20 protein-coding genes are annotated in these 26826 nt (G+C 72.6%); 5 read left to right on the top strand and 15 right to left on the bottom strand.

The features are described 5' to 3' along the window. Positions 1-44 precede the first annotated feature (44 nt). The 4 genes from rpsA to MET2598_RS0132230 all read left to right on the top strand — a co-directional run bounded on the left by rpsA (position 45) and on the right by MET2598_RS0132230 (position 5105). Entirely contained in the window at positions 45-1754 is a 1710-nt protein-coding gene (gene rpsA, locus MET2598_RS0132245) for a 30S ribosomal protein S1 (RefSeq protein WP_012335730.1), read from the top strand. Positions 1755-2072: 318 nt separating this feature from the next. After that, positions 2073-3080, top strand: a complete 1008-nt coding sequence (locus MET2598_RS0132240) for a hypothetical protein (protein WP_012335731.1) — start codon at positions 2073-2075, stop codon at positions 3078-3080. A 100-nt stretch (positions 3081-3180) separates the two neighbouring features. Further along, entirely contained in the window at positions 3181-3441 is a 261-nt protein-coding gene (locus tag MET2598_RS0132235; RefSeq protein ID WP_012335732.1) for an acyl carrier protein, read from the top strand. Beyond that, positions 3438-5105, top strand: coding sequence for a fatty acyl-AMP ligase (locus tag MET2598_RS0132230; protein ID WP_018263645.1), 1668 nt, complete (start codon positions 3438-3440; stop codon positions 5103-5105). The genes MET2598_RS0132235 and MET2598_RS0132230 overlap by 4 nt, the downstream gene beginning before the upstream one ends. Here the strand turns inward: MET2598_RS0132230 and MET2598_RS0132225 are convergent. Next, positions 5034-6617 (bottom strand): B12-binding domain-containing radical SAM protein, encoded by a 1584-nt coding sequence (locus MET2598_RS0132225; protein ID WP_018263644.1) that lies wholly within the window; start codon positions 6615-6617, stop codon positions 5034-5036. The genes MET2598_RS0132230 and MET2598_RS0132225 overlap by 72 nt on opposite strands. A 372-nt stretch (positions 6618-6989) precedes the next feature. Then, positions 6990-7682, bottom strand: a complete 693-nt coding sequence (locus MET2598_RS0132220; protein WP_012335735.1) for a hypothetical protein — start codon at positions 7680-7682, stop codon at positions 6990-6992. Positions 7683-7932: 250 nt separating this feature from the next. Here MET2598_RS0132220 and MET2598_RS0132215 point away from each other — a divergent pair, with 250 nt between their 5' ends. Beyond that, complete coding sequence (locus tag MET2598_RS0132215) at positions 7933-8685, top strand: right-handed parallel beta-helix repeat-containing protein (RefSeq protein WP_012335736.1); 753 nt, start codon at positions 7933-7935, stop codon at positions 8683-8685. Between the two features lie 312 nt (positions 8686-8997). On the opposite strand, the gene MET2598_RS40150 is transcribed toward MET2598_RS0132215, so the two are convergent. From MET2598_RS40150 to MET2598_RS43485, 13 genes are all read right to left on the bottom strand, one after another. Next, complete coding sequence (locus MET2598_RS40150) at positions 8998-10497, bottom strand: sulfotransferase family protein (RefSeq protein WP_084673970.1); 1500 nt, start codon at positions 10495-10497, stop codon at positions 8998-9000. 559 nt (positions 10498-11056) lie between these two features. Next, a complete protein-coding gene (locus tag MET2598_RS0132200) occupies positions 11057-11590 on the bottom strand; it encodes a CYTH domain-containing protein (protein WP_012335739.1) in 534 nt (177 codons plus the stop codon). A gap of 374 nt (positions 11591-11964) precedes the next feature. Next, complete coding sequence (locus MET2598_RS0132195; RefSeq protein WP_018263640.1) at positions 11965-13269, bottom strand: glycosyltransferase family 4 protein; 1305 nt, start codon at positions 13267-13269, stop codon at positions 11965-11967. Positions 13270-13522: 253 nt separating this feature from the next. Next, positions 13523-14707, bottom strand: coding sequence for a glycosyltransferase (locus MET2598_RS0132190; RefSeq protein WP_012335741.1), 1185 nt, complete (start codon positions 14705-14707; stop codon positions 13523-13525). Next, positions 14700-15749, bottom strand: coding sequence for a polysaccharide deacetylase family protein (locus tag MET2598_RS0132185; RefSeq protein WP_018263639.1), 1050 nt, complete (start codon positions 15747-15749; stop codon positions 14700-14702). Before MET2598_RS0132185 ends, MET2598_RS0132190 begins: the two co-directional genes overlap by 8 nt. Positions 15750-15753: 4 nt before the next feature. Beyond that, on the bottom strand, positions 15754-17424 hold the full coding sequence (locus MET2598_RS0132180; RefSeq protein ID WP_236728857.1) for a lipid II flippase MurJ: 1671 nt from the start codon (positions 17422-17424) through the stop codon (positions 15754-15756). Between the two features lie 5 nt (positions 17425-17429). Beyond that, positions 17430-18809, bottom strand: a complete 1380-nt coding sequence (locus tag MET2598_RS0132175) for a hypothetical protein (protein ID WP_018263637.1) — start codon at positions 18807-18809, stop codon at positions 17430-17432. Then, positions 18806-19960 (bottom strand): glycosyltransferase, encoded by a 1155-nt coding sequence (locus MET2598_RS0132170; protein WP_018263636.1) that lies wholly within the window; start codon positions 19958-19960, stop codon positions 18806-18808. Before MET2598_RS0132170 ends, MET2598_RS0132175 begins: the two co-directional genes overlap by 4 nt. Beyond that, a complete protein-coding gene (locus MET2598_RS0132165; RefSeq protein ID WP_018263635.1) occupies positions 19960-22152 on the bottom strand; it encodes a GumC family protein in 2193 nt (730 codons plus the stop codon). Before MET2598_RS0132165 ends, MET2598_RS0132170 begins: the two co-directional genes overlap by 1 nt. A gap of 16 nt (positions 22153-22168) precedes the next feature. Beyond that, positions 22169-23338 (bottom strand): glycosyltransferase, encoded by a 1170-nt coding sequence (locus MET2598_RS37795; RefSeq protein WP_036270608.1) that lies wholly within the window; start codon positions 23336-23338, stop codon positions 22169-22171. A gap of 236 nt (positions 23339-23574) precedes the next feature. Continuing rightward, complete coding sequence (locus MET2598_RS0132155) at positions 23575-24828, bottom strand: hypothetical protein (protein ID WP_018263633.1); 1254 nt, start codon at positions 24826-24828, stop codon at positions 23575-23577. A gap of 307 nt (positions 24829-25135) precedes the next feature. Continuing rightward, positions 25136-26056, bottom strand: a complete 921-nt coding sequence (locus MET2598_RS0132150; protein ID WP_012335749.1) for a hypothetical protein — start codon at positions 26054-26056, stop codon at positions 25136-25138. A 546-nt stretch (positions 26057-26602) separates the two neighbouring features. Continuing rightward, positions 26603-26737, bottom strand: a complete 135-nt coding sequence (locus MET2598_RS43485) for a hypothetical protein (RefSeq protein WP_018263632.1) — start codon at positions 26735-26737, stop codon at positions 26603-26605. Positions 26738-26826 lie beyond the last annotated feature (89 nt).

The raw sequence follows: 26826 nt of genomic DNA, 5'->3' as shown, positions 1-26826 counted from the left end.
CCGGGGAGGATCCCGAGGGCAGGGGGCGATCTCAAGGAGCTTCAATGTCCGCAGGTTTGCAAGGCGCCGCGTCGAGCCGCGAGGATTTCGCCGCCCTCCTCGAGGAATCGTTCCGCCAGCACGAGATCACGGAAGGCTCCGTGGTCAAGGGCCGGGTCGTGGCGATCGAGAAGGACGTCGCCGTCATCGACATCGGCGCCAAGACCGAGGGGCGCGTCCCCCTCAAGGAGTTCACCGGCCCCGGCCGTGACCAGCCGATCAGCGTCGGCGACGAGGTCGAGGTCTACGTCGACCGCATCGAGAACGCGCTCGGCGAGGCGGTGATCTCCCGCGACAAGGCCCGCCGCGAGGAGAGCTGGGTCAAGCTCGAGAAGGCGTTCGAGAACAACGAGCGCGTCACCGGCACGATCTTCAACCAGGTCAAGGGCGGCTACACGGTCGACCTCGACGGCGCCGTGGCCTTCCTGCCGCGCTCGCAGGTGGACATCCGCCCGGTCCGCGACGTCACCCCGCTGATGGGCACGCCGCAGCCGTTCCAGATCCTCAAGATGGACCGCCGCCGCGGCAACATCGTGGTGTCGCGCCGCACGGTCCTGGAGGAGAGCCGCGCCGAGCAGCGCTCGGAGCTGGTGGCGAACCTCGAAGAGGGTCAGGTCATCGACGGCGTGGTCAAGAACATCACCGAGTACGGTGCGTTCGTGGACCTCGGCGGCATCGACGGCCTGCTGCACGTCACCGACATGGCGTGGCGCCGCGTCAACCACCCGTCCGAGGTCGTCAACATCGGCCAGACGGTCAAGGTCAAGATCATCAAGATCAACCACGAGACGCACCGCATCTCGCTCGGCATCAAGCAGCTGCTGGCCGATCCGTGGGAGGGCATCGCCGCCCGCTACCCGGTGAACGCCAAGCTCAAGGGCCGCGTGACCAACATCACCGATTACGGCGCCTTCGTGGAGCTGGAGCCGGGGATCGAGGGCCTGATCCACGTCTCGGAGATGAGCTGGACCAAGAAGAACGTCCATCCGGGCAAGATCGTCTCCACCTCCCAGGAGGTCGAGGTGCAGATCCTGGAGGTCGATCCGGTCAAGCGCCGCATCTCGCTCGGCCTCAAGCAGACCCTGCAGAACCCCTGGGAGGCCTTCGCCGAGAAGCACCCGGTCGGGTCCGAGGTCGAGGGCGAGGTCAAGAACAAGACCGAGTTCGGCCTGTTCATCGGCCTCGAGGGCGACGTCGACGGCATGGTCCACCTCTCGGACCTCGACTGGAACCGTCCGGGCGAGCAGGTCATCGACGAGTTCAAGAAGGGCGACGTGGTGCGCGCCCAGGTTCTCGACGTCGACGTCGAGAAGGAGCGCATCTCGCTCGGCATCAAGCAGCTCGCCGGCGACCCCTTCGCGGATGCGGGGGAGATCCGCAAGGGTCAGGTCGTCACCTGCGAGGTGCTGGAGGTCAAGGATTCCGGCATCGAGGTGAAGATCGTCGACACCGACCTGTCGACCTTCATCCGCCGGGCCGAGATCGCCCGCGACCGCGGCGACCAGCGCCCCGAGCGCTTCGCGGCGGGCGAGAAGGTGGATGCCCGCGTCACGCAGTTCGACCGCAAGGCGCGCCGCGTGCAGCTCTCCATCAAGGCCCTGGAGATGGCCGAGGAGAAGGAGGCGATCGCCCAGTACGGCTCGGCCGATTCGGGCGCCTCGCTCGGCGACATCCTCGGCGCGGCCCTCAAGGCCCGCGCCGGCGACAAGAAGTAGGATCGGCCGGCCCGGGCGCGCCCGGGCCGCCACCGCGCGATCGGACAGGCCCGCGCCGGGAGACCGGCGCGGGCCTGTGCCGTTGAAAGACTCGTCCCCGCCTTCCCGGGAAGGCGGGGCGGGGTGAGGCGCGGGCCGCAACGGAGAAGTGGCGCCGGTGACGCGGAAACGGTAAGAGCGCCCGTCGGCTGTCCGAGGCGCGAGGCCGGCTCCCGTCGGCCTCGGCCGCTCGCCGTGGCCGCTGCGCGCCGGGGCCGACCCATGCCCGGGGCACGGTGGGGCCCAGCGCGCCCTTCCTGCTCGAGGGTCATCAGCGTCGTGAACGACATCGTTTCGAGCGAACTGCGCACCAGGATCCAGCGTGCGAAGTGCGACATTGAGGAATGTCTGAGAAGCGGCGATCCCGCGGCGACTTTCCGGGGGCTCGGCAGGGGCCCCGAGATCTGGATCGCGGCCCTCGACGAGATCTTCGACGAGTGGCCCTTGAGGGAGGCCGAGCGGGCCGCTGCCCTGCTGCACGAGACGCTGCCGGCGGCCGAGTATCTCTCGACCGTCACCATGCTCCTGGGAGCAGCCCCTCCGGCGGAGGCCCACGAACCGGAGATCGAGCCAAGGGACTTTCAGTCCGTGTTGATCGCGCGCCATTCCGATGCGGTCGGAACCGTCGTGGCTTTCACGGGGATGAAGGGCCGTCTCGGCATGCCGCTGAAGATCGCGGATCGCTGGTTCTCGGCGGCTCGCCTGAACAGGATCTATCTCAGGGACGCCAACAAGGACTTCTTTCTCGGGGGTCTCAAGGATCTCGGCGGCTCCTTCGAGGAGAGCGTGCTCAGCCTCCGGCGAACGATCGACGCGTTCGGCGGCGGACGCCTGTTTCTCTTCGGCGGGTCCGCCGGCGGCTACCCGGCCCTGCGCTACGCGCTCGCTCTCGAGGCGCAGGCCGTCCTGGTCTTCTCCGGCGCCACGAACATCACGCGCAGCTTCGTCGGCGACGCCGTTGATCGCTACGGCGCGCGCGAGCAGCCGGACCTGCGGCCGGCCTACGCTGCCGCGGCCCATCCGCCCCGGGTCCGGCTCGTCTACGCCGCGGGCCACGCGATGGACGCCCTCCAGGCGGGCAACTTCAAGGACCTGCCCGGAGTGATCTGCGACCCGCTCCCCGACTGCACGACGCACATCACGATTCCCGAGGCGGTTCGCACCGGAAAGTATGGTGGCCTGCTTGCGTGGCTGTTCGAGTGCGATCGGCCGAAACCGGGAGCGAATCCTGACGCTGTCGTGGGACATGATACGCTGTCCGGACGATCACGTCCGGACAGCGTTTGACGAGCCCGCGCGGCGCGAGCCCGCGCGGCGCTTGAGCGATGCCGAAATCCGCGTTGCGAACCAATTCGTCGGATTTCGTATGACTGGGAGCGCTCGACGCATGGACCGGCCAGATGACGTGATTGCCAAAGTGGCCAGCATCTATGCCCAGGTGCTCGACTTGCAGGTCGTTGGCCCGGACGACGATTTCATGACCCTGAACGGGGACTCGCACCAAGCCGTCCTCCTGGCGCTCGAACTCGAAGCGGCCTTCGGCGTGCCGGTGCCGGTCGAGACGATCGGCGACCTCGGCACGGTCCGCCGCGTCGCGACGTGGATCGCGGAGCAGGCCGCCTCCGGATCGGGGCGGGACACGCGATGACGGAGCTTCAGCGGCGTCTCGCGCGCTGGTCCGCGGAGCGGCCGGACCGCCTCGCCTTCGCGTTCATGCCCGACGGCACGACGGTGACCGACGCGCTGACCTTCGGCGCTCTCGATCGGGACGCGCGCGGAGTGGCCCGCTCGCTGGGGGAGGTGGGCGCCGGCGGCAGACCTGTGCTGCTCCTGTGTGAGCCGGGTCCCGCCTTCGTGACCGCCCTGGTCGGCTGCCTCTACGCGGGCGCCCTCGCCACCCCGGTGCCGGTGTCGCGGCGGCGCGCCGGCGTGGCGCGGCTCGCCGCGGTCGCCCGCGATGCCGATCCGGCCGCGATCCTGGCGACCGTCGACCGGTCGGCCGTGCCCGACGAGCGGCTCGCGGCCGCTCCCTGGCTGCGCGTCGACGAGGCGGCGCGCAACGCGCCCGCCGCCGTCTCCGCCGTGGCGGAGGACCATCCCGCGGTGATCCAGTACACGTCGGGGTCCACGACCTCTCCGAAGGGCGTTGTGCTCAGCCACGGCAATCTGGCCGCCAACCTGCGCATGCTCCGCGACGGCTTCGGCGCGCACGAGTCCAGCCGCTATCTCAGCTGGTTGCCGCTTTTCCACGATATGGGGCTGATTGCCCACGTGTTGGCGGCGCTCTACAACGGCGGTCCCTGCTGGTTCGCACCCCCGTTGAGCTTTTTCAGGCGGCCCGAGACCTGGCTGCGGGCGATCGCGCTGCATGGGGCGACGATCAGCGGTGCCCCCAACTTCGCCTACGAGAGCTGCGTCCGGCGCTTCCCGACGATGCAGCTCGACGGTCTGTCCCTCGCCAGCTGGGAGGTGGCGTTCTGCGGTGCCGAGGCGGTGCGGGCGTCGACGATGGAGCGGTTCTCGGCCCTGTTCGCGCCCTACGGCTTCCGCGCCGCGGCGTTGCGGCCCTGCTACGGGCTGGCGGAGGCGACGGTGTTCGTGACGGCGGCGCGCGGCGTTCGCACGCTGCCGGCGACGCAGTCGCCGACCGCCGCGCCCCTGGTGTCCTGCGGCACCCCGTCGCCCGACGCGACGCTCGTCGTGGTGGATCCGGAGACGCTGCGGCCGAGGCAGGACGGCGAGATCGGCGAGATCTGCGTGTCCGGCCCGCACGTCGCCAAGGCGTATTGGCGCCGGCCGGCCGAGAGCGATGCGACCTTCGGGGCCGAGATCGAGGGGCCGGACGGGCCGGTGACGGCTCTGCGGACCGGCGATCTCGGCCTCCTGCGCGACGGTGAGCTCTACGTCACGGGCCGCCTCAAGGACGTGATCCTGGTGCGCGGCGAAACGATCCACGCCGAGGACGTCGAGCAGGCGGTCGGCGCGTCGCATCCCGAGCTGGACGGCCTCTGTGCGGCGTTCGGTCTCGAGGTCGACGGGGAGGAGCAGGTCGTCGTCGTTCAGGAGGCGCCCCGAGGGGGCTTTCGCGCCGCGCCCGAGACGCTGATCGACGCGGCGGCGCGGGCGGTGGCGGACGCCTTCGGGGTGCGCCTGTACGACCTCGCCCGGGTCCGAACCGGTGCGATCCCCCGCACGACGAGCGGCAAGGTGCAGCGAGGCCGCTGCCGCGCCCTCTACGCGTCAGGCGAACTGCCGCTGCAGGGCGGCGGCGTCGGCCACCTGTCGCTCGGGCGCAACCAGCGCCCGCGCTGACGCATCGGCGCGGAACACGCCCGCTCCGTCCAGGAAATAGCGCACCTGACCGTACTTGCTGAGGAAGTGGACGACGAGTCTCAGCGTCGACGGCTTCGCGCCGGCCGCGCGCACGACCTCCCGCACCATCTCCGCCTCGCGCGGTCCGAGCGCCGAGACCCGCTTCATGATCCGGAAGAACATCGCGGTTCGCTCCGATCCCGCGTCGTGGCGGCGCGCCGGCGCGTAGGCCGTGCTCCTGAGCTGCGCGATCATGCGCAGCATCCGCGCCCCGAACGCCTCCGGCATGTAGGCCGCCGCGCACAGGTCCGCGACGCCGTCGAGGAGGACGCGACGGGACATTCCGGCCGGCACGATGTTGGTCGAGAACGGACTCGCCGCCGCCGTTTCCCAGGAGGCGCCGAGCAGCCGCCCCTCGCGCGCGAGGCGGCGATAGAGGTCGGTGGCGTGAGGGGCGGTGAGCACGCCGATGTTGAGTTCGGGGATCGGCGCGGCATCGAAGAACCCCCGCATCTGGTCGAAGATCCCGGCCGAGTCGTGGTCGAAGCCGACGATGATGCCCGCCTGAACCGCGATCCCCTTCTGGAGGATCGCAGCGATCGCGCTCTCGACCGGCTGCAGGAGGTTCTGCTTCTTTCCGGTCTCGCGAAGGCTCGCCTCGTTGACGGTCTCGATGCCGACGAAGAGGATCCGAATCCCGGCCTCGTGGCAGCGCTCGAGAAGATCCGGGTCGCGCGCCACGTCGAGCGAGGCCTGGGTCAGGAACAGGACCGGATCGGCCTCGTGCCCCGCGTTCCAGGCGGTCAAAGCGTCGAGCACCTTGCGGGCCCAGGCGCGGTGGACGGTGAAATTGTCGTCGACCAGGAAGATCTGCCGGAAGCCGGCCGCATAGAGCGCATCCAGTTCGGCAACGATCTGCGCAATGTCTTTGTGCCGCTGCTTGCGGCCCTGGTATTGGATGACATCACAGAATTCGCAGCTGAAGGGGCAGCCGCGCGTGGTCTGAAGCGCGCCCGACGACGCGCGCTCGACGGGATAGAGGTCCCAGCGCGGGACCGGGGACCGGCGGATGTCGGCCTTGCCCCCGTCGTAGCGGTCGCTGGCGCGTCCCGCCGCGATGTCCGAGAAGATCTGCGCCGCGATCTCCTCGACCTCGCCCGTCACCAGGATGTCGGCGTGCGGCCGCATCTCCTCCGGAGTCAGGGTCGCGAACGACCCCCCGATCATCACCGTCCGGCCGCGCCGGCGGAAGGCGTCGGCGAGTGCGATCATCCTGTCACGCTGGGACACCTTGCCGGTGATCGCGACGACGTCGACCTGCGCGTCGAGATCGACGGCATCGATGCTCTCGTCGGTGATCCGGATGTGCCAGTCGGCCGGCACGAGCGCGGCGAGCGTCACCACCGTGAGGTCGGCGACCTGCACCCAGCCGCGGGCCTCGTCGCCGAAGAACTCGGCCGTGTGATAGCTCGGTGCGGAATTGGCCGGATTGACGATGTAAATGGCGGGCATGGTCGCTCCCGTTCCGGGCCGCTCTCGGCGATGATGTGCCCTGGACCGGGCCGGATGCGGGGGACGAGCCGCCGTGCTCGGCACGCCCTGCCGACCCGGAGGCAGCGATCCCGGGCCCTCGTCCCACCGCCCGCCGCCGCGGCGATACCAGCTCGACGGCGTCGTGGCCAGTGTCGTCGGCGGCGTCCGCTCGGACGCAGCATCCACCGCGGCGCGAGGTCCTCGCCCGTCGGCGCCGTCGCGCCGGGGGCGGGCCGTCGCGCCGCTCCGGCCGACGGACGAGGGCCGCGCCGCGGGGCAGGATCCGCGCCGTCCGACCGGGGCGCGACGGTGTGCAGGGTCGGACCGATCATCTCTGCGCTCACGGCAAAATCACCGGCCTGAAAGGCTGTTCAGGTGATAAGCCCATAGTTTTCCGACTCTTTCAGGGTGCATATGGTGATCTGACGGATCTTCGTTCCTGTAATACTCAGAAATGACGCCGGTGTCCGGATCAAGCAGGTCCGATGTCAGGTCGATGAAGGCGCATTGCCGTTGCGCTGCGCCGGATCTCAGACGGTCATTGTATTCGATGGTGAGCGCAGTGCGGTCCTTCAGAGTGGCATCGACTTCCTTTCGGAAATTCGCGATGTCCCCCCAGACGGTTCCATCCCTGATGGTGGGCAGTGCCGCTCCTGTGATGACGACGTCGCTGTGCCCGGCGCCGAGAAGCCGGTCGACGAACGAAAGATATGCGCAGACCGATTCCCGCAATTGGTGCTCTATGGTCTCGGCGTATGTCTTCGCGCGCCACCAAATCACGAAGCCGCAATCGACTTCTCCGAGCTGGATCAGCGGGATGGTCCCGGGGCGAGGCGGCAAGAGCGAACGGGAGAAGATCTCGAGCGCGTGGGTCAGGCTGTTGGGATTGCGCATGCCTACGGCCGTCGCTCCTGGAACTTCGGTGAACCGGCACCGGCGAGACAGCCAGCCGGCCTTCGCCGCGTGATCGATCGCGGCGACGTGGCTGTCTCCGACGACGTGCCAGACTCGCTGATCGCCGTGATCGGCCGGACAATCCGTCATCTCTCGCCCATGCCTGTTGGATGACCGCGCCGTGGAGAGGCACCTCGGACCGACGATCAGGACATCTCCGCGGAGCGACCCGCGCGGCGATCAAGGGCCGGTCACGACTCGCCCCGTTCCGCCGTGACGGGCCACTCGCCGAGCCTATCCGCAAATGCGGCAGAATTACAACAGATTGGTTGAAATTCAGACCCTCCGAGGCGGGCCCGCGCAATCAGTTGTACATGGTCAGCGATGGGGAGAATCTGCAATGCGCAAATCAGCTTTACCGACCTTCATCGCTTGCGTGGCGGGTTTCATCCTGTGCCAAGCAACTCACGCGAATGCGCAGGCGACGCGCACCTGGGTGTCGGGCGTCGGCGACGACGCGAATCCGTGTAGCCGGACTGCTCCATGCAAGACATTCGCGGGAGCGATCAGCAAGACGGCGAATGACGGGATCATCAGCGTGTTGGATCCGGGCGGATTCGGGTCGGTCACGATCACGAAGTCGATCACGATCCGGGGCAGGGGCGCGGAGGCGGGCGTGCTCGCGTCCGGCGTTCAGGGCGTGGTCGTCAATGCGCCGAACGCGACCGTCTCGCTCGTCGGCCTCAGCATCGACGGTGCCGGCACCGGCACCAGGGGCATCAACGTGATCAGCGCCGCGCAGGTTACGATCAAGGATTGCGAGATCTCGAGATTCACGGACGCCGGGATCTATGTCAGTTCGTCGTCAAACAGCCGCGTGATGGTCAAGGACAGCATGGTACACAGCAACGCGCGCGGCGTCGTTGCGATCGGAACCAACGCGACACTGGCCGGCGTCGTACTGGATAACGTGGTTGTAGACGCGAGTTCGACCGCAAACCTTGTGGCTGATCAGGCGGGCGGCATCATCGCGTTGAGGCGCTCGACGGTCTTGGGAGCTCCCATTCTCAACACGAATGGCGCGACCATTCGCAGCTATGGCGATAATGCTCTCAATGGCGGGACACCGAATTCGGTCACGCCCCTCCAGTAGGAGGCGCGGACCGGGCGCGCGAGGGCGGTGCCCGGCGCCGCGCTCGGCCGCGGCCCGGGGCCGCCCCGGGCTACGGGCCGCCCGCGTCGCCCCGGGGCCTGCGTCGCTCGGGTTGCGGCCCGAAGCCTGTTCGCGTTCCTCGACGTTGCCGCGCGACCCTCGGCGCCGCCGGCGCCCGGGCGGGCCGGGGACGGGCGCGGGGGATCGCCCCGACCCGGCCGCGATCGCATGAACGGCCGCCACCGACATCGTCGGGGCCTCGTGTGATGTCGACCGTCAGCCGACCGGCGTTCGGCGAGGATCCGCGTCTCGCTACAGGATGTAGGTGTACAGGTGGTCGATCATTTCGTTCCTCGACACGATCTCGCCGAGCAGGTCGAGATCGCTGCCGAACCCGGCCTCCGAGTCGGGGCGCCCGGTCCGCTCACACGCGTCGATCTGACAACTGTAGCCGAAATGTGCGAAATCGTCACGATATAATTCGCTGACGGTTGTCGCGGTACCTTCCTCGTAGAACCTGCTCCAATTGCCTATGAGAGATTTGTTCTCTCGCGGGATCGACAGGCTGTGATCGCCCAGCCTGAGTGATAAAGATTCGACGAGTTCCTCGAACTTCTCAATTTTGAAAATATTGTCATATTTTATTAGATCACTCAATAAGAGATCCTTCTGGGGCCTGACATGGACCTCACGGCTCGTGAAATCTTGGAAGTTATCAGATAAATATGTGACGAACGATGAAAAATGCGACTGCAGGTCGTGGACATCGCCTATCCGGCCGAAGCGGTCAAACAACTCCGAGTAGCCTGGCTCATTGGTAAGGATCTTGCTGCAAAAAAATGAAAATAGGCGACTGTAGGGATTTCGGCTTATCGCAAATCTGTACCAAGACGCTCGATTTTCAAGTATTTCATCTAATTCAGGCATAGTAAGTTCGAGAAAAGTCGGAATATCCAGATATTTTCTCTGATGAATGAGCATGCCAAGTTTGGATTCTTTATGATAAGGCTTTCTCGCTCTCGGATCGAACGTGACGCCTTCGAGCGAGGAGAAGAACGACTTGAGAGACGTGCAGGCAACCTTGGGGGTTTCGATATAGACCAGCTTGTGTCTCCTGGAGACGTAACTGCCGTAAGCCAGCCTGGCGGTCGCGAACCAAGGTTCATAGCCCGCGCGCTCGGCCAAAGTCGCGATGCGGTCGTGAACGGCTCTGTTGTAATCCGGTCTGATCGTGCCGTGCGACGACGGCGCTTTCTCGAGAATCCTGATGGCTCCCGATGCGGAGGTGCAGCGCAGGTCTTGGCCGTGCGGGCCCTCGGGGAGGGCGCATCCGGGTCCCGTCCGATCGTCGAGGTCCCCGTGAACGATGACTCTTGCGCCGGGAGCAATCAGCGGCAACCAGGCCCAAAGATCGTCGACGGCGTCGCTCTCGCCGGTGCCGGCGCACATGAACAAAAGTCCGACTTGGCATTTCAGCACATGCGCCGCCTGCCGAGAGTCGAGATCTATCTCTACAATATATCGTAACGGGTCCGGCCTCTCGCACGAGGAATCGGGCGCATCGCTGCCGCTTGTCCGAGACAGGCCCTCGACCGGTGCGGCGTGCGGGCCCTGGGGAGCGATGCGATAGATCAGCGTTCTGCTTTGCGGCGGCCTGCGCGCCACCCCGGTCGCGAGCGCGAGTGCCGATTGCCTGCTGCACGATCTCAGGTCGACGATGCAACCGCTTTCCACCAGCGCCGCTTGCTCCGTAAGGAGCAGCGTCTCCTCGTCGGATAGAATGCTACTGGTATCGGAAGACTCATCTTGCATCTGCTTGCATGCCGATCGCGATAATGCACCGTATTTGCCCGGATTGCGGATAAGCGACTGGGCGATGTAGCACTATAGGGTGCGGACACGATCAGTACCAGAGCCCGATCGCGGCGGCGAGCGCGACGTTAGGGGCCGGCTTGTCCGAGCGTGTCGAAGCGAGTGGCGATCCCGCGACAATCCTCGGGGCGGCAGAGGGCGGCCTCGGTGCGCTCGCGGTCGCGGCGCTCGCCGGGGAGGGGCCTCGGCCTGCGAGCCCGCGGACCGGGGACGATCGGGGTGATGCCCGCCTTCCGCGGATGAGCCCGCAGCCGGTGGGCATCGTGGCCCTCGGCGGCGATCGGGCACGGCGCCCACCTGTCGAGGCGGGTGTGGCCCGCGGCGCGATGGTCCTGCGCTCCCGGGCCGTCGCGCTGGCGCATTCCCCGACGCGGGGGCCGCCGGTTCGGCGCAGACAAGGCGGCGCGATCGGATCCTGCTCTCGCGGCCGGGCCGATCGCGCGGCACGACCCGCCGATCAGCGCCCACGGCTCAGCGGCGCGCGGGACCCGCCCCGGGTTCAGGCCGCCGGCGCGGCCGCCAGCCGGTGGGGCAGGTTGCCCAGGATCGTCTCCGGCGTGAGCGGCCGGCCGGTCGCGGCGCGCAGGCGCAGCAGGGCGCTCTGGCGGAAGCGCGGGTCGCCCGACACGTCCGGCCCCGCCCAGTCCGGCACCGCGAGGGGCGCGGCCTCGTGCTCCAGCTCCACCTCGGCCAGAATCAGGCCCGCGAGGTCGCCCCGGAACACGTCGACCTCCCAGAGACGCCCCGCATGCGGCACGCCGTAGCGGGTCTTCTCGATCAGGCAGCCCTCGCAGACGCCGGCGAGCAGCGCCTCCCCGTCCGCGGGCGGGATCTCGTACTCGAATTCCTGCCGGCCGAGCCCCTGGCGCGGCCCCTTCACGGTGAGCCAGGCCCGGCTGCCGTCGAGGCGCACCCGCACCTTGCCGCCGTTCGCCTGGCTGATCAGGCCGTCGCGCAGGTGACGCGGCGGCGTCGCGGCCAGCCGCCACCGGCTGTCGGCCACGAGAAACTTCCGCTCCACTTCGAACCGCATCGGTCCCCGCGCGCCGTCATCCGCCGCGGGGCGCGCCGCCCCGCCGCGAGGCCGCTTACCACGGCCGCCCCCGGCTGGCACCTCGCTAGGTGCACTTCGCCAGGTGCACTTCGCCAGGTGCACTTCGCCAGGTGCACTTCGCCAGGTGCACTTCTGCAGGTGCACTTCTGCAGGTGCACCGCGGTAAGGTGCGCCCCGGGGCGCCGCGCCGTCGAGGCCCGTCCGCCGCGGGGCACGGCCGCCCTCGGCGGGCCCTCCGGGGCGCCCCGCCTCATACGCCATCCGGTTGATTGCTTCGCAATGCGGATTGGGGCTTCGCTCAGGCGCCGCGCAGGCTCGTGACCCGGGATCCGCTCGATCGAGCGGATCCCGGATCAGGAGGGGCCCCGGCCCGCGGGAGCCGCGCTCTCCGGCAGATCCTCGCCCCGGCGGGCCTGCTTGGCGGCCGCGATCCGCCGCACCAGGGCGAGGTAGGGCTGGCCGATCCGGTCCCAGCCGTAATCCTGGGCCGTCGCCCGCGCGCCGGCCCGCAGGGCGGCCACCCGCTCCGCATCGGAGAGGACGCGCCCGATCGTGGCCGCGATCTGGTGCGCCAGGGGCTTGATGAAGTACCCGTTCACGCCCTCCAGCAGGTAATCCTCGATCCCGCCCACCGCCGTCGCGAAGACCGGCAGGCTGCAGGCCATCGCCTCCATGCAGACGAGCGAGAAGGTCTCGTAGCGGGAGGGCAGGACCAGCGCGTCCGCCGCCGCGTAGAAGGCCGGCGCGTCCGAGCGCGACCCCGCGAAGATCACGTGGTCGGACCAGGGCCGGGCGAGGTCGCGGTAGGGGGCGGGGTTGTCCGACCCGACCACCACCAGCCAATAGTCGGGCCCGAGCAGCCGGAGGGCCCCCACAGCGTGGGCCAGGCCCTTGCGGGCGAATTCGTGGCCGACGAAGACCAGGAGCTTGGCCTCGTCGGGAATGCCGAACTCCGCCCGGATCGCCCGGCCCGCCTCCGGATCGCCGCGGAACCGGGCGAGGTCGATCCCGTTCGGGATCACCTCGATCTGCCGCGCCGGCACGCCGTGATGCACTTGCAGCTCGGTGCGCACGCGCCGCGAGACTGCGACGTAGCGGGCGTAGCGCCCGCCGGTGATCATCAGGCGGTCGCGCAGCGCCACCCACAGGTGCATCGGGTTGAGCAGCCAGCGCCAGCGCCCCTCCTGCCGCTTCTCCTGCAGGCTCGCGGCGTTGACCGCGTGGACGACCAGGATATCGCCCGCGAGGCTGTCGCCGTGGCTGATCACCACCGCCCCGCGGTGGCGCCGCAGGGCCAGGGAGGCGGCGAGCGTGAAGGCCGGCACGACGAGGAGGCGGCCGAGGTGGCGCAGCGGTCCGCGGGTCGGGATCCGGGCGAGCCAGGGCGCCACGGTCTCGACGGTGATGCCCGCCTCGACGCGCCCGGCCACCCGGTTGGCGATCACGTGGTTGGGCACCCCCGCCCGCGCGAAGGTGCGGGCGAGCTCCCAGGCGACGGTCTCGGCGCCGCCCGCGGCGCTGAATTCCTGGATCACCTGCACGACCTGCGGCGGCGCGGCCGCGCCCGCCGGGGAGACCCGCGCCTCCCGCTCGCCCCGTCCGGGCCCCCCGTCCCGCACCGAGACGGGTGCCGCTTCCAGCTGATGATCGGCCGTCATCTCAGGACACTCCACTATCGAAACCGCCGCTCGGCTGTGTCGAACCGGCACGCGGACGGAATCACTGTTCCTGGATTGCAAGTCCGGTGACTCGGACCGGCATCCGATCCTGATGAGAGCGGGCTTCTCTCTCGAATGCTTGCCAAGGTCTCTTGCAAAGGTCTCTTGCCAAGGTCTCTTGCCAAGGTCTGAATCCGCGGGCGCCTTCGAGGAGATGGACGGCCCGGTGCTGGTGCATCCCGGGCCGTCGCGATCACGCTTGGTCGGCGAGCGGCACCGGCCCGGGCCGGGGCGCGCTCGCCCGCGCCCGCGCGGCGGCCGCCCAGGCCTGCGCGAGGGCGCCGGCGACGGCCTCCTGGGTGAAGCGCTCGGCGACGTTGCGGCGCCCGGCGAGGCCCCGGGCCGCCCGCTCCGCCGGGTCGGCCGCGGCCTCGTCGAGCACCCGCGCCAGGGCGGCGGGGTCGCGCTCCGGCACGATCCAGCCCCCCGGCCCGACCACCGACGGGATCGCACCGCAGGTCGAGCCGATCACCGGCACGCCGCAGGCCTGCGCCTCGATGATCACCCGCCCGAACTGCTCGCGCACCGCCTTCGTGGTGCGGGTGAGGAGGACGAGCGCGTCGCGCTCGCGCATGAACTGCGCCACGCCCGCCGGCGGCGCCCAGGGCGCGAAGCTCACCCGGTCGCCGAGCCCGAGGGACGCCGCGCGGGCGCGCAGGCCGGCCTCGTGCGGGCCCTCGCCCATCAGGGCGAGCTCCACCCGCGTCCGGCAGCGGGCCATGGCGTCGAGGACGTCGTCCAGCCCCTTCTCCTCCACGAGGCGCCCCACGTAGCCGAGGCGCAGCGGCCCGCCCGGGGGGCGGGGCGCCGCCGGGAGCTCCGCCCCCGGCCGGAAGGTCGCCGCGTCGACGCCGTAGCCGATCGGGCTGACCGGACCCGCATAGCCCCCCGCGCGCACGACCTCCGCCGCGTCGGGGCTGCGCGCCAGCACGTGGTCCGTGCGGGAGAGGGTGAAGCGCCGCACGCCCTCGAAGGGGGGCGGGAGGCGCTTGAGGATGTTCTGGTCGACCTCCAGGACCAGGGCGGCCGGCCCGCGCAGGAGGCTCGCCTGGAGCGCGACGAGGCTCCACGGCTCCTCCCAGAGATGCACCACGTCGGGCTGCAGGCGCCGGATCAGGCGCCGCATTCCCGGATAGACGTGCAGGTACCAGCCCATCGGCCCCGCCTTCGGCAGCCGGATCGGCGCGACGTGCACGGTGACGCCGGGATCGTCCGGGGGATCGGCCTCGATCACCCGGCCGAACTGGTGCCAGCGCGCCGGCACCAGGAGGTGCACGTCGAGGTCCGGGCGCCGCGCGAAGGGCGCGTAGCGCAGGCGGCCCGCCTCGCGGCTGACGGCCGGGTGGGCGATCGAGAGGACGCGCAGCCTGTCAGTCACGGCCAAGTACCCGGGCGAGGGCGCCGGTGGCGCCGGTGAGATGCGCCTCGGCGGCGAGGAGGCTGCGACGGGCGCCGTTGAGCGTGTTGCGCGGCAGGCTCCAGGCGTCCTGACCGCGGCGCACGAGGCCCTTGCGGGTGGTCGCGGCGCTGGAGAAGCCCGCCCGGCGCGCCAGCGCGAAGTCGCGCGGGCCGCAATCCCCCCGGCGCCCGTACGGGAAGGCGAAGTGGCGCGCCTCCCGCCCGAGCCGCGCGCCGATCCGCTCGCGGCACTCCGCGATCTCGCGGAAGGCGGCCTCGGGGTCGAGGGCGGAGATGCGGGGATGGCTCACCGTGTGCCCGCCGATCTCCACCAGGGGATCGTCCGCGAGGGGCGCGAGCATCTCCCAGGTCACGGCGTGGCGCCAGTGCATCGCCTCCTCGTCGACGCCGTTGAGGCGGCAGAAGGTCCGGTAATGCGCCCCGGCCCGCGGGCCGTCGAACGCCGCCGCGAGGCGCGCATAGGCCGCGCGCTTGGCCGCCGGGTCCGGCAGCGGCAGGGAGCCCCCGGGCAGGCGCACCGCGTCGCGCGCGCGCAGCACCTCCTCCAGCCCGGCCCCCCAGAGCGGCAGGGTTCCGTCCGGGATGCCGGTGGTGAGGAACAGCGTCACCGGCACGCCGTGCCGGCGGAACAGAGGCACCACCGCCTCGACCGTGTCGCGGTAGCAATCGTCGATCGAGACGTTGACGAAGCGGCCGCGATGGTCCGGGTCGGCCGCCCGGCGCAGGGCCTCGTCGAGGGTGACGACGTCCCAGCCGGTCGCGCGCAGATGGGTGAGGAGCCGGTCGAGATAGCCGAGATCGAGGTGGAAGCCGCGATTCGGCATGTCGGCCCAGTCCTCCGCCCGGACCGCCCGGTGGAAGGTCAGGAGGCAGCCGCGGGGCCCGAGCCGCGCGCCCGCGCGGGCCGCCAGGGCCCGGGGCAGGGCGGCCGGACCCGGCGCGAGGGCGTCCCAGCCGGGCAATCCCGGCAGGTCCCGGCGGGCCGCGGTGAAGGTGGGCATCGCGTCACTCCTCCTCTGGGCATCGGTGGGGGGCACTGGCGCGGGGCCGGGGAGATCGCGCGGGGCTCTCCGGGGCGGGGCGGCGCCGCGCCGCGCCGAGGGTTGCGCGAAGGGACGGCGCCGCCAGGGCGAGGCCGACCAGGATGCAGGCCGCGCAGGCGGCGGCGCCCGCGGCGAGGCGCGCCAGCGGCCCCGCGACCGCGAGCGGGATCTGCCATGCGGCGAGGCCCATCAGGGCGGCCGGACCGGCGGCGAGCAGCGTGGCCCGGACGAGCGGCCGCGCGCAGCCGAGGAGCAGGCCGGTCCCGGCGAGGAGCACGAGGCCGCGGGCCGCCTCGCCGAGGCCCAGCATCATCGGGCCGGCGAGGCCGTTGCCCGCCGCCGCGCAGGTCGCGAGGTTGACCGCGATGTTGGCGAGGTAGGCCGCGGTCAGGACGCCCGCCGCCGCCCCGTTGCGCCCGGCCCCGTTGAGGACGCGCATCAGGATCCAGCCGAGGGTCGAGGCCCAGAGGCCGGCCGCGATGCCCCGCAGGGCCTCGCTGGTCAGGAAGACGGCTTCGTCCCCGAAGGCGCCGCGGGCGAAGACGACCCGCGCGAGCTCCGGGGCGAAGCCCGCCAGGAACACGCAGGCCGGCAGCATCACGGCCAGGATCGGGCGAGCGATCCGCTCGACCTGGCGGGCCGTGTCCGCCGCCGGGCCCGCCGCCAGGACGGTGAGCCCGAGGGGCTGGCTGATCAGCAGCAGGGCGCTGTCCGTCAGGGTGCGGGCGTAATCCATCGAGGCGACCGTGCCGGTGGCGAGCCGCGAGGCGAGGAGCCGCTCGATCCAGTTGTGGGCCTGCTCGACGAGCGGGATGGCGAGGAGCGGGCGCAGGCCGCGCAGGAAGTCCCGGCCGGCCGCCAGGATCAGGGCCGGCCGGGCGCCGGCCGGGTCGAGCAGCCCCTCGCGCCACAGCCACGCCACCGCGCAGGCCGCGAGCCCGTTGAAGGCGATCGTGAAGGACCAGGCGAGCGCCGCCACGGAGCCGGTCAGGCCCATGACGGCGAGCCCGGTCAGCACCGCGAGGTTGAGGATGCTCGCCCGGATCGTGGTGAGCCGCGAGCGGCCGAGGGCGATCTCGCCCGCCGCCAGGCAGTTCAGCACCACGCAGGCCGGCATGCCGAGCGCCATCACGCGCACGAAGTCGAGCGTCAGCGCCCGGCCCTCCGGCGAGAACCCGCCGACGATCGCCCCGACCCAGGTCATGCCGAGGGCCTGGACGGCGAGCATCAGCCCGAGCGCGATGCCGCCGAGCGCCAGGGTGAGCGCGCAGAGCCGCGCGCCGGCCTCGCCGGTCCGCTGCCACTCCCGGCACATCGGCACCAGGATCGCCGGCACGCTCTCGTTCTGGAGCACCGCCAGGGGCAGCAGCACCGCCGTGAGCGCCCCCCGGAACCCGTCCGCCACCAGCGAGGCGCCGAGCGTGTGCGCCATCACGATCTCGCGCACGAAGCCGAGGAGCTTGCTGAACAGGGCCCCGCCCATCAGCAGCACCGCGAAGCGGCGGCCGCCCAGAAGGGGCACCCCGTCGCGGGGCACCCCGTCGCGGGGCACCCCGTCGCGGGGCGCCCCGTCGCAAGGCCCCGCGGGGGGCGGCCCCTCGCGGGTGGCCGATCTCAGGACCAAGCTCCTCACGCGGCTCACCTGCGGGTTCGGGGGCGGGAGGCGGGGCTGAGCACCGCGAAGGTCCAGAAGAGGAGGCCGAGCTCCCCCGAGGTCACGTTGCCGAGGGGGATCTGGACCAGGGACGCGCAGGCGAGGGCGCCCACGATCACCGCCTCGATCCCCCCGTCGCGCCCCGCGCCGTCGACGGCCCGCCCGATCGCGGCGAGCAGGGCGGCGAGGCAGAGGAGGCCGACCACGAGCCCCATCGTGACCCAGCAGCTGACGATCATGCCGTCGATCGCCATCGCGCCCGCGCTGCCCACGTCCGTGACCGTGAAGCCGTTGCCGACAAGGCCGCTGTCAGGCTGGTTCCACAGCACCAGGTACTGCTCCAGCCGCTCGCGGGCGCTGCCGTCCTGGGCGCCGTCCCCGAGGCTGGCGAGCCGCTCGCCGATCACCTCGCCGAAGGGCGTCAGCGTCGCGGCGGCGGCGACCGCCGCGGCCGCCCCCGCCAGCATGCCGAGCGCCCGGGCCCGGGTGGCGGAGAACAGGAGGCAGAACAGCACCGCGGCGGCGAGGAAGAGCCACCCGGTGCGGTACATCGAGAGCAGGAGCGAGAGGGCCGCCGGGGCGGCGAGCAGGCCCGTCCCCCAGCCCGAGCGCAGGAAGCCGACCAGGACGAGGCCGACCGCCGTGAAGCTCGCGAAGCTCCCCGGCCCGTTCATGGTGCTGAAGGTGCGCACCCCGAACGGCACCGGCTGCCCGGCCGACATGATCGTGGTCAGGGTCATCCAGTAGCGGTCCCAGGCCGGGGGATCGACGTACTGGACGATGCCGTAGAGCCCGGTGAGCGGCAGGATCGCCAGGAAGACCGAGGCGGCGGCCTGGACCAGCGCGCGCTGCTCCGCCTCGGAGCGCAGGCTCAGGGCCGCCGCGTAGACGAGCGGCGCGAACCACTTGATCGAGCCGGTGGCGGCCTGCTGCCACTCGCCCTGGAACAGCGAGAGGGCGGTGGCGTAGGTCACGCAGGCCGCCACCGTCAGCACCGCCGCGAGGGCGGGCGGCAGCGGCCGGTCCCCGTCGAGGGCGCTCCTGAGGCTCGGCAGCGGCGCCAGGATCGCCAGGAGCGGGCCGACCAGCATCAGCCCGCTCGGGTCGTAGCCCGCCGCGAGGTCGACCACCCGGCGCAGGAAGGGCGCGAAGGCGAAGAGCAGCAGCACCGCCTGGAGGTGGTCGGCGGGCGAGCGCCGCCACGCCAGGAAGCCGGTGGCCGCGCAGCCGAGAATGAAGGCCGGCCGCGCCGCCCCGCCGAGCAGGGGCCCGGCCAGCGCCGTGGCGGCGAGGAGCAGCGCGGCGGCGAGCCAGCCGGTGAGGGAGATCGGGCCGAGGACCGGCGCCGCGAGGCTCGTCCTCACGGGCGGGCCTCCCGGGCCACCCGGTCGATCACCCCGGCGATCGCCTCCCGCATCCGGTCGGCCGGGTAGAGGCGCCGCGCCCGCTCCCGGGCCGCCGCCACCGTCGCGGCCGTGCCCTCCCGTCCGGCGAGGACCCGCCCGATCGCCGCCGCGAGGGCGGCGGGGTCGCCGGGCGGCACCAGGGTGCCGGCCCGGCCCTCGTCCAGGATCTCGGCCGCCGCCCCGGTGCGCGTCGCCACGACCGGCACGCCCGCCAGCATGGCCTCGACCAGGGTGCGCCCGAAGGGCTCGGGATGGATGGAGGGATGCACGACGGCGTCCATCGCCTGCATGAGCCGGGGCACGTCGTCCCGATGCCCGAGGAAGTGCACGCGGCCGGCGAGGCCGAGCTCCCCGGCCATCCGCGCGAGGTCGCGCGCGTAGGCGTCCTCGCCGAACAGGGCGGCGCCGGCCACGACCGCGCCGACCCCGGGATGCGCCGCGAGGGCCCGCAGCAGCACGTGCTGGCCCTTCCAGGGGGCGAGCCGGCTGAAGACGCCGACCAGGGGGCCGTCGGGCAGCCCGAGGGCGCGGCGCAGCTCCGGCCGCGGGCGCGGATCGGGCACGAGGTCGAGGCCGTTCGGCACCAGGGCGACGAGGTCCGGCCGCCCGCCGGCCTCCGCGAAGGCCTCCGCCACCGCGCCCGAGGGCGCGATGACCCGGGACGCCCGGGCATTGGCGAGGCCGACCTGGAGCCGGCGCTGGGCGCGGCCGAAATGATGCGCGTCGACGATGTCGTGCAGGTGCCAGATCAGGGGCCGGCGCGCCAGCGCAGTGGCCACCGCGGCGAGCACGAAGGCCTTCTGCGAATTGGCGTAGACGACGTCGTGCCGGCGCGCCCGGCGGGCGATCTCCAGGACGAGCCCGGCGAGCCGTCCGGCGAGCGGCAGGGCGCCGAGGGCCGCGGAATCGCGCCGCAGGCCCGAGAGGCTCGCCCCCGCCCGCGCGCGCTCGACCGAGAGGCCGCGCGCCGCCATCGCGGCCGCCAGGGGGCCGTCCTCGAACAGCAGGGCGGTGGCGCCGCGCCAGGACGCGACGACGTCGGCGAGCACCAGCTCGGCTCCCGCCATCGTGGCGGTATGGTTGACGAACAGGACGCGGGGGGACGCCATCACGCCGCTCCCAGGGAGGCGCGGGCCGGGCCCGGCCGCTCGCCGTAGAGCGCCTGGTCCTGCGGCCGCACCAGGGTGATCACCGTGCCGGCGACCGTGCCGCCGGCCGCCCGGACGCCGGCGACCGCCGCCGCGGCCTCCTCGACCTGCGACCAGCCCCAGCGGGCGCAGACCAGGACGGCCTCGACCCGCCTCGCCAGCAGGGTGGCGTCCATCAGGGCCCCGAGGGGCGGGCTGTCGACCAGCGCGAGGTCGTACTCCTCCGCGAGGGCGAGGACGCCCGCCACGCGCGGGCCGGCGAGGAGCTCGGTCGAATCCTCGACCGGGCCCCCGGCCGGCAGCACGTCGACGCCGGGCAGGCGGCTGCGCACGATCGCGGCGCGGGCGGGCGCCTCCCCGCGCAGGACGGCGCCGAGGCCCGGGCTCGGGGGCAGGTCGAGCCCGGCCTCGATGCTCGGGGCGCGCAGGTCGGCCTCGATCACGAGGACGCGCTGGCCGCTCGCGGCGAGCCGGGCGGCCAGCGCCAGGGTGGTGAAGGTCTTGCCCTCCTGGGGGGAGGCCGAGGTGACGAGGAGGCTGCGCGGCGTCCGGCCCGGCGGGCGCAGGGCGAGCTGCGCCGCGAGCTGGCGCAGGGCGGCCTGGAGCTTCGGGTCCCGCGCCGCCCCCGAGAGGGCCGGGCCGAGCGGCAGGGTGCGGCGGCCCGGGATCAGCTCGGCCCCCGGGAAGGGCCGCGGGGCGGAGAGCCGCGGCAGCTGCGCCAGCGTCGTGGTGCCGGCGACCTCGTCGATCGCGTGGGCGGCCCGGACGGTGCCGTCGGTGCGGTCGCGCAGCAGGGCGGCGGCCGCCCCCAGGAGGGTCGCGAGGGTGAGGCCCGCCGCCAGGAAGGGCAGGCGCTTGGGGAAGAACGGCCGGGTCGGCAGCTCGGCGAGGCTCACCAGCCGGGTGCTCCCGGTGAGGATGCGCCGCTCGGTCTCGAGCTCGCTCGCCCGCTTGTAGAGGTCGGTGTACTGGCCGCGCTTGAGCTCGACGCTGCGCACCATGGCGGCGATCGCCGCCTCCGCGTCCGCGGCGGCGCCGACCTCGTCCTTGGCGGCGTCGAGCTGGCGCTTGAGCGAGGCGACGAGGCCGTTCGAGGCCTCGTAGACCTGGCGCGCGCTCGCCGCGACGCTCGCCACCTCCCGCTTCATGCGGGCCTGGACCTGGTCGCGCTCGCGCCGCAGGCCCTGGATGGTCGGGTGGTTGGGCCCGAGCGTCGTCTCCGCATTGGCGAGCTGGGCGGAGAGCTGGGCATATTGCTGCTTCAGGTCGCCGATCGTCCGGCTCGCCAGCACGGCGGGCGAATCGGCCGAGCCGCGGGCCTGGTCGGCGCTGATCTCCCGCAGGCGCGCGGCGGCGTCGGCCCGCGCCGTCTCGGCGCTGGCCAGCTGCTGGCTGATGCTGGTCAGCTTCTCCGAGGCGATCGGCGCCGTCGCGCCGCGCACCAGGCCCCGCCGGCGGCGATAGGCCTGGATCTGCTCCTCCTCCTCGCGCAGGGACTGGTCGAGCTGGCGGATCTCCTGCCAGATCCAGGACGCCGCCGCCTCGCGGGACTTGGCGAGGCCGGACCGCTGGTCGTCCAGGAAGGCCGTGATCACCGCGTTGGTCAGGCCCTGGGCCACGTCCGGGAGCTGCGCCTGGAAGGCGACGGTGATGACGCGCGAGCGGCCCACATTCCCGACCATCACGCGCCGGTCGAGGTAGTCGAACAGCGCGTCGCTCCCCGGCGCGAGGGCGTCGCAGGCCGCGGCCGGCTCGCCCGTCACCCGGGCGAGCCCGAGCGGGCCGCCCCGGGCCTCCGTCCGGCACTCGCGCCGCGCCGCCTCCGCCACGCCCGGCTGGGTCATGGCGAGGCGCAGGATCCGGGGCGAGCGCACCACCAGGAGCTGGCTCTCGAGGTCGGCCGGGTCGCCGACCTTCTGGGCCCAGGCGGCGGAATTGGCGGCGGTGCCGGGCTCGGGCTCGGCCACGATCACCGAGCCGCTCGCCACGTAGCGCACCGGGATCACCAGGAGCGCCGCCACGGCGGCGCCGAGCACCGCCGAGAACACGGTCAGGAACAGGCCGCGCCGGCGCCACAGCCGCGTGGCCACGCCGATCCGCGGCGCCGGCCGCGGCGGGATCCCGACATCCGGTTTGGTCAGCACGATGCTCACCCTGCCCTCGCTCCCCTCAGCCGACCATCTCGACCGCGTAGACGTGCCGCTCCCGCGCGGAGGCCGGCGGACCGTGCGTCGCGACCTGCTTGTCCACGAAGCTCGTGAATTCGCGCCGGAAGCGCTCCGCCGAGAAGCGCTCGGCCTGCGCCCGGCAGGCGGCGCGGGAGAAGCTCCCCTCGGTCGCCACGAAGCTGCGCAGGCAGGCGGCGATCGCCTCGGCGCTGGGCTCGTCGAAGAACAGGCCGGTGCGCCCGGGGCCCTGGGTCAGGACCGTCTCGCGGGCGCCGCCGCGGCCGAGAGCGAGCACGGGAGTGCCCTCGGCCTGGGCCTCGACCGGGACGATGCCGAAATCCTCCTCGGCCGCGAACACGAAGGCGCGCGCCGTCGCCATCAGGCGCCGCAATTCCGCGTCGCTGACGTAGCCCGCGAAAGTGACGTTCGGGCCCGCGCGCCGGCGCAGGCGCTCCGCCTCCGACCCGTCCCCGGCCACGACGAGTTCGAGCTCCGGCGTCAGCCGGAACGCGTCGACGATCGCCTCGACGTTCTTGTAGGGCACGAGCCGGCTCGCGGCCAGGAAGTGGCGCCCGCGCGGCATGGTTAGGGGCTGCTCCGACAGGGTGACGGGCGGGTGGATCACCGTCGCCTCCCGCCCGTAGATCTTGCGGATGCGCCGGGCGACGAAGCGGGAATTGGCGACGAGCGCGTCCGGCCCGGACGCCGTGCGGACGTCCCAGAGCCGCATGTAGTGCAGGAGGGCCCGGGCCAGGGCGCCCTTGACCCCGCGGGCGAGCCCGCTCTCGCGCAGGTAGGCGTGCTGGAGGTCCCAGGCGTAGCGCATCGGCGAGTGGACGTAGGCGACGTGGACCTGGTCGGGCCCGGTGATCACCCCCTTGGCCACGGCGTAGCTCGACGAGAGCACGAGGTCGTAGCCCGACAGGTCGAACTGCTCGACCGCCAGCGGCATCAGCGGCAGGTAGGCCTGGTGGGCGCGGCCGAGCAGGGGCAGCCGCTGCAGGAAGCTCACCTGCGTCCGCGGCAGGCCGATCCGCGCGCGGCCCTCGGCCGGGAGGACGTCGAACAGGCAGAAAACCTCCGCCTGCGGGAAGCAGGCCAGCATCTCGCGCAGGACGCGCTCCGCCCCTCCGACGACGTAGAGCCAGTCATGGACGATGGCCACTCGCACGGAACATCCCTCCTCGGCGCGGGCCCGCGGGCCCCGCTCGTCCGGCCGGTCCCGCCGACGGTGCAACCCGCCGGCTTGACACGCGATGAAACAGATCGGCGAAAACTTGATCTTTCAGCACATATGAGCAAACCGCCTGCCAATGCCGGAGTGTCCCAATATTGAACGCCGTCAGGACAGTGCTGATGACTGGATTAAATTTACGAACATCGTGAATCCCGGGCGATCGCAGGGGGTCAGCTCAGCCACAGCAGCACCACCTTGGCGCCGACCGGCAGCGACGCGGCGCCGTCCCGGATCGCGACCTCGGTCCACGCCTCCTCGTCGTTCGGCACCATCGCCCGCGCGCGGGCCGCCGGGCGGCTCGGCACGACCCGCTGCGGGCGGGCCTCCGGCGCGAGGTCGGCGCGGGCCGCCGGGTCCCAGCAGCGCAGCGCGCGCCAGAGCGCCACCACCGTGCCGCCGTCCCGGCGGCCGAGCGGGACGGCGCGCAGGTCCGCGCCCGCCTCCGGCAGGGCGACCTCCCGGGGCGCCTCGTCGCGCGGCGCGTCGGGGGCCGAGAGGGCGCGCATCAGCCCGCGCAGGGCGCGGTAGGCCGGCTTCGGGCGGCCGTCGTGGTGGACGAGCCCCCAATGGTGCTCGGTCTCGCGCGGGTCGGTGCCGCCGTCCATCAGCTCGTACAGGAAGCTCCGGCGCAGCCCGGCGGCGAAGTTGTGCAGCAGCAGGCGCGGGACGTAGATCGCCGCCGCCGCCTCGGAGACGCCGCCGCGGCCCGGATTCGGCGGGGTGCAGTAGCCGACTTCCGTGCTCATCACGGGCGCGCCCGGCTTGAAGCCCTCGGCCATGTGGGCGAGGTACCAGGAGAGGGCGGCGTAATCGTCCGCGGTCTCGGGCTCCTGGCCGCCCTGCACGTAGGAATGGATCGCCACCACGTCGCAGAACGGGGCCGCGCCGCGGATCGGCGCCACGTCCTGCGGGCGGTAGTCGAGGACGGTCGGCGAGACGACCGGCAGCGTCCGCGCGTCGTAGCGCGTGCGCAGCGCCCGGTAGACGGCGCGCTGGTAGGCGACCACGGCGCTGCTCCAGTCCGGCCGCGCCGCCGGCTGGGCGGTGAACCAGGGGCTGTCGCCCTCGTTCTGGCCCTCGATCGCCGAGACGCGGCCGGGGCCCAGAGCCTCCAGGTAGGCGAGCATCTCCGGCACCGTGTTGGTGACGGGCGAGACGAGCAGCTGCGCCCGCACCCCGTGGGCGGCGTGGAGCCGGGCCCAGCGGCCGAGGTCGTTGGAGGGGCGCAGCTCGTCCCGGACGTGCCGGATCCCCGCCTCGGCGAGGAGGTCGCGCACCGTCTCGAAGCGGGAGGCGTAGGGCTCGCTGCCGAGGTGGAGGTTGACCCCGACGCTGTCGAGGAAATCCGCCACCGGGCGCGGCGCCGGCGCCGCCCCGGCGGGGCGCGGCCGCGCGGCCAGGGCCGCGAGGCCGCCCAGCAACACGGCCCGGCGGCTCGGTCCCGCCGCGGGCGGGCACGGCCGGTCCGGCCCGCCCGTGCCCCGCGCTCGTGGCCCTGGCGACATCGGACATCCTCTCCTGGCGGCGATCCGGCGAGCCGCCGTCGCCGCTCCGATGCGGGGCCCGGGCCAGGGCGCGCCGCCCCGGCGCGGCACGGCCCCGTGCCAGGACGGGGCGCGGCGCGCGCGGCCGTGCCGCGCCGGGACGCGCCCCGAGGCCGCGCTCGGGCGCCGGGGGGCGGCGCGGTCGGGCGCCGCAGGCGGCGTGGTCCGGGCGCCGCAGGCGGCGCGGTCAGGCGCCGAACACGGCGAGTTCGGTATAGGCGAGGTCGCCGAGGGCGACCGGCCCGGGCCCGCGGGCGAGGCGCGGCTTGCGGCCCGGGAAGAAGCGCCCGACCGCCCCCGGCACCGGCGCCGCGGCATCGACGAGCAGGAGCGGCATGGCGTGACGGCGCAGCAGGGCGCGGCCGAGCGCCCCGAGCCAGCCGCCGAGCGCGGCCCCGGCCGGCCCGTAGATCAGCTGCATGCCCGGCAGGTGGAGCCCCGGCCCGACCCGCAGGGAGCGGCGCACCAGGATGGCGAGCCGGCCGGAGCCGCCCTCGGCGAGGACGAGGCAGCGGCAGCCCAGGGCCTCGTGGTCCCGCGCCAGGGCGCGCTCGGCGCGGGAGAGCAGCGCCGCCGTCTCCGGGCCGAAGGGGCGGACCCGCTGCCCCGGCGCCGGGCGGCTGAGGGCCGGCAGGACCAGCATCTGTCCCTCCGCGTAGCGGCGGAAGCCGCGGGCCTGGTGCATCGACCAGGTCTCGGGGGCGGCCGAGATGTTGAGGTAGGTCACGGCCCGGTCGCGCATGGCGCGCCCGTCGAGCATCACGCCGAAGCCGCGGAATTCCGGCTCGACGTACCAGCTCGACAGGTTGCAGCGCAGGGAGGGGCCGCGCTCGTCCTCGACGGAGGCGTAGATGGTGAGGAGGACGCCGACGACCGCGTCGCGATGCGCGAGCAGGAGGCCGTAGCGCGGCACGTCGCCGGGCAGGCGGCGGGCGGCGAGGCGGGCGAAGCCCCGGCGCCAATAGGCCGGCGGGCGGTCCGGGAAACCGCGGCCGAGCAGCCGCACGACGGCGTCGAGATCGGCCTCCTCGATCGGCCGGCAGCGCAGGGCGGGCTGGGTCGGTGGGCAGGCCGCGCGCTCCGGAGCGGGCGCGTCAGAGTGGGCCATGGGACACTCGCGGGGTGGCCGCGGTTCGCGCCTCCGCGCGCTCCGGGACGGTCCTGTGCCATCGCGGATCAGAAGCGGCGGCCCGATCGCCGGGCGGGTGAAACCGCCAGGGACGACGCAAGCCGCGTTCCCCAGGGGACGCGTCCCGGATCGGAGGACGGGGCGTCCCTGCCGCCTGCCGCGCCGGCCGGCGCTCGGGGGTTGAGAACGCTGCGGCTCTCGATCGATGGGGTCAGCACCGCCGTTCGGCAAGGCCCGGACCGGCTGCCCGGAACGACGCGGAGGGAGATCCGGGACACGGGGGAGTCTGGACACCGCACGGGCCATGACGACGGGCCATGACGGCCCTGGCCGGACATCGTGCCGGACCGATCACCAGGACGCCGTCCGACGCCCATCCCGCGCAGGCCGGACCAAGACGCCAGGAGCCGAGATCGTGCTCAGGCTCGGCGCGATCGCGCCGGGTCGGCAGGGGAACGGGCAGGCCGGAACGGGCCGTCCTCCGCGTGCCGGCGCCGTGACCGGGCTGGACGGTCTACGGGCCGCTCACAGCAGGTAGAGCGTCACCGTGCCGTGGAACACCTTCGGGCAGTTCCGCGCCTGCACCAGCGCGCGGGCCTCCTCGACCGAGATGCCGCGGGCGCTCGCGATCTGCTCGACGCTTCTCCAGGCCTTCGTCATGGGGCGTTCCTCCTGTTTTCCACTCAACGCTCAAGCTCGGCGGCCGTTCCACGGCGCCCGGTTGCGGTGGATCAAGGCCGCTCGCCGCC

Source organism: Methylobacterium sp. WSM2598 (assembly GCF_000379105.1).
Classification (GTDB): domain Bacteria; phylum Pseudomonadota; class Alphaproteobacteria; order Rhizobiales; family Beijerinckiaceae; genus Methylobacterium.
The sequence above is the reverse complement of the archived record's forward strand: the minus strand, read 5'-3'. Positions and strand labels throughout refer to the sequence as shown.